3 protein-coding genes and 2 pseudogenes are annotated in these 2886 nt (G+C 36.3%); all 5 read right to left on the reverse strand.

Annotation, left to right across the window (positions count from 1 at the left end):
• Positions 1-542 precede the first annotated feature (542 nt).
• Positions 543-963: pseudogene (locus DS031_RS23925) on the reverse strand (hypothetical protein).
• A gap of 143 nt (positions 964-1106) precedes the next feature.
• A complete protein-coding gene (locus DS031_RS23220) occupies positions 1107-1721 on the reverse strand; it encodes an integrase core domain-containing protein (protein WP_113808521.1) in 615 nt (204 codons plus the stop codon).
• On the reverse strand, positions 1607-1984 hold the full coding sequence (locus tag DS031_RS23225; RefSeq protein ID WP_181833302.1) for an IS3 family transposase: 378 nt from the start codon (positions 1982-1984) through the stop codon (positions 1607-1609). The genes DS031_RS23220 and DS031_RS23225 overlap by 115 nt, the downstream gene beginning before the upstream one ends.
• Before the next feature lie 38 nt (positions 1985-2022).
• Positions 2023-2334, reverse strand: coding sequence for a transposase (locus DS031_RS23230; protein ID WP_113808523.1), 312 nt, complete (start codon positions 2332-2334; stop codon positions 2023-2025).
• 385 nt (positions 2335-2719) lie between these two features.
• Positions 2720-2886, reverse strand: a pseudogene (locus tag DS031_RS24375) (sodium:alanine symporter family protein); the annotation flags it as partial.

The raw sequence follows: 2886 nt of genomic DNA on the forward strand, positions 1-2886 counted from the left end.
GTCGTTGCTTTATAATATCCCTTTTCTGCGAATACTGCTACAGCATTTTCAATAATAATTTCTTTTTTATCTTCTCGAGGTGCCATTATATCATCCTTATTAATATTTATTTATCAATCAATAAATATTAATTAAAGAATTTGATTTTGTCAATAGGCGTATTTTTGTGTTCTATTAGTAAATCCTTTATTCGTATCATTATTGATTGAAAGTAAGATGGTACAGTTAGGCGAAGTACTGGGGCATTTGGGGATAATTCTTATGGGACATGCTCATTATAGAATTATCGTGAAAAATACGAAAGTTCCAACAGAGTTAACCCTATTGGGACTTTTGATTATTAAGTTAACGTAAATTTTTAGTAGTTGTTGTCTTAAAATAAGGTCTGATCATTTTCTACCTGTGTTGTTTTATAGTGATAGGTAAGCTTTTGACGTTATCTCCGGCTTTCCCCCCACTTCACACCATACGGGCGAGTTTCCCAGCATACGGCGTTCCAACTCATTCGATATTTTTATGTGTATGCAAGATGAAATGTAAAATCAGATTGCTTCGTTCAGACATTGCTCACGCAATTCATTGACCTTTTTAAGTTGCTTTTTATTTAACTTGAGTGCGTTTAAAAGCACTTGTATTTTCTCTTGATTTCTCATATGAATGAGGCGGTGAACGGATTCGTGCAATATCATAAAACTCCGTATCATCTTTTGTAAGATGATACGGAGTTTTATGATGACAATGCCAATCGTTCAGACCTAATTCAATTCCTGTAACTGCACATTTACCATATTGTGCGATAAAACGGCTAATCTTGCGATAAGCTAATTGAATATTTTCATCGGATTGCATTAAATCAAGTAAACCATAAAAATTTTGACCATTATCACTTTGAGCATATAAAGAATCAAAATGAGATTGCATGTCATAATACTCGTTGTGCCTCAGCTTCTTTCGTTTTAACAAGTCGGTGGCTCCTTTTGGAGCTGAACCTCTATTAGTCTTACAAGAACCTTATTAATCGTTTAAGAACTGTCTTGCATGGTTGAATCGGATTAACCCCCGAAAATTGGACACATACTCTCTTAATCAAATGATTTTAACTTTTTTCACAGTCGTACTTCTTTGGTTGGTATGTCTTCTTGCTGATTTCGGTTATAAAACTCAATAGGAGCTAAAAAGCCAATGCTTGAATGAATTCGTTTTGTGTTGTAAAAGTGCATAAATTCAGCTGCAGCTTGGTATGCTTCTTCATAGCTTTGAAATTCATAACGAGACAAACATTCATCTTCTAAAATACGATGAAAGGCTTCGATATGGGCGTTCATATTTGGCGTTCGAGGCGGAATTCGCTCATGTTCAACCGAGAGCGATTCGCATGCTTCCCCAAATACATGTGATTTATATTGTGGTCCGTTATCTGAACGAATGATTGGCTTCGTCTCACATTCAAACTGCTGGCGTTTCAATAAAGCACGCTTTAATGTTTGAACGGCATCTTTTCCTTCACAACGCAGCCCAATATGAAAATCAATGACGGCACGATCATAAACATCGATGTAGGACAAGATGAAAAAGAATTTTTGTTCACCTTGAATAAATCCATACTTCAGGTCTGTTTCCCACAGTTGATTGGAGTCGGTAATCGTATGGTTTTTGCTAGTTTTCGAGGGTAATACGTCTTCTTTTCTCTTTGTGGGCGTAAAATCCCTAATTCTTTGCACAAACGATACACTTTCTTTTTATTAATCGTTAAGTCAAAGTAACGGCGTAATGCCATCGTTAATTTGTGATAACCATAAGCCGTTCCTTCATGTTCAATCAATTGTAAAAGCCATTCTTTAATCTGATCATCGAACACTTTTGTACCATCTGTTTTGATCGAAAAACCTGGTGCTGGTCGTCCCTCACTTACTGTTTTCTCTTCTACACGATAGCTTTTTTGATAGTAATAGGTAGAACGAGAAATGCCCACAATACGCAGCACAATCGTTTTTGGATACCCTTTGTTGATCCACTTGTCGGCTATTTCAATTTTTTCAGTAACTGAGGGTTCTTCTTTTTTATCATGTCACGAAGAATGGCAATCTCAAGGTCTTTTTCACCTAATAACCGTTTTAATTGATCATTCTCTTGGGCAAGTTCTTTTGTTTCTAAAGAGCTATTCTCTAATGAACTTCCATTCTCAAATTTCCCTTGGTTGTACTCTCGAACCCAGCGATGAACCATATTCGTGCTAAGTTCATAACGTCGTGAGACTAATGCTTTCTTTCCTGTTTCCAGTGCTTCCTTCACTACTTGCAGCTTAAATTCTTTTGAATATTTTTGTCGTTTCATTTTACGTGCCCCCTTGGTTACTACCAGTATAAATGATATAAACTAGAGGTGTCCAAGTTCTCTAGGGGGCTTAAGAGGAATGAATCTTTTATTAGTCTAGTGGCTATCCCTCCTAATTCGACTCCTCGACATAACCCTTCAGTTTTAGAAACCTAAAACTGCCTGACCTTTACCGAAATTGTGTGACCACATTTCATTTAAGCCAGGAACATTTCGCACCAACAAATGCTCCCCTTTCTTGATGAAGCAAGAAGCTCAAATATGGTGGAACAGGATCATCATTATAAAGAATTAAATTCATTCGATTTTAGGATTAAAGTAACTCTTATTTCAATTTAGAATTATCATCTTAAGTCCAGCAGCAAATTTATGTGTGCTTTGTCTTTTATAAGCTTCTCTGTACTCGTTCATTCTTTTTTAAAGATTGCTCTTCATCTCCTCCCCAACATTCTACATTTTTAAGGCCAGGAATGTTAGAAACGTGGAAGACGGGGTCTTTGCCTGCTTTCTTTTGCTTCATGTAATCATTTAATGCTGCAAAAGCAATCCTGC

This window comes from Bacillus taeanensis (genome assembly GCF_003318295.1).
GTDB lineage: Bacteria > Bacillota > Bacilli > Bacillales > UBA6769 > Maribacillus > Maribacillus taeanensis.

Excerpts from the sequence above, each read along its gene's own strand:
- DS031_RS23230 (WP_113808523.1), bottom strand. The coding sequence starts at position 2,334 with ATGAAACGACAAAAATATTCAAAAGAATTTAAGCTGCAAGTAGTGAAG.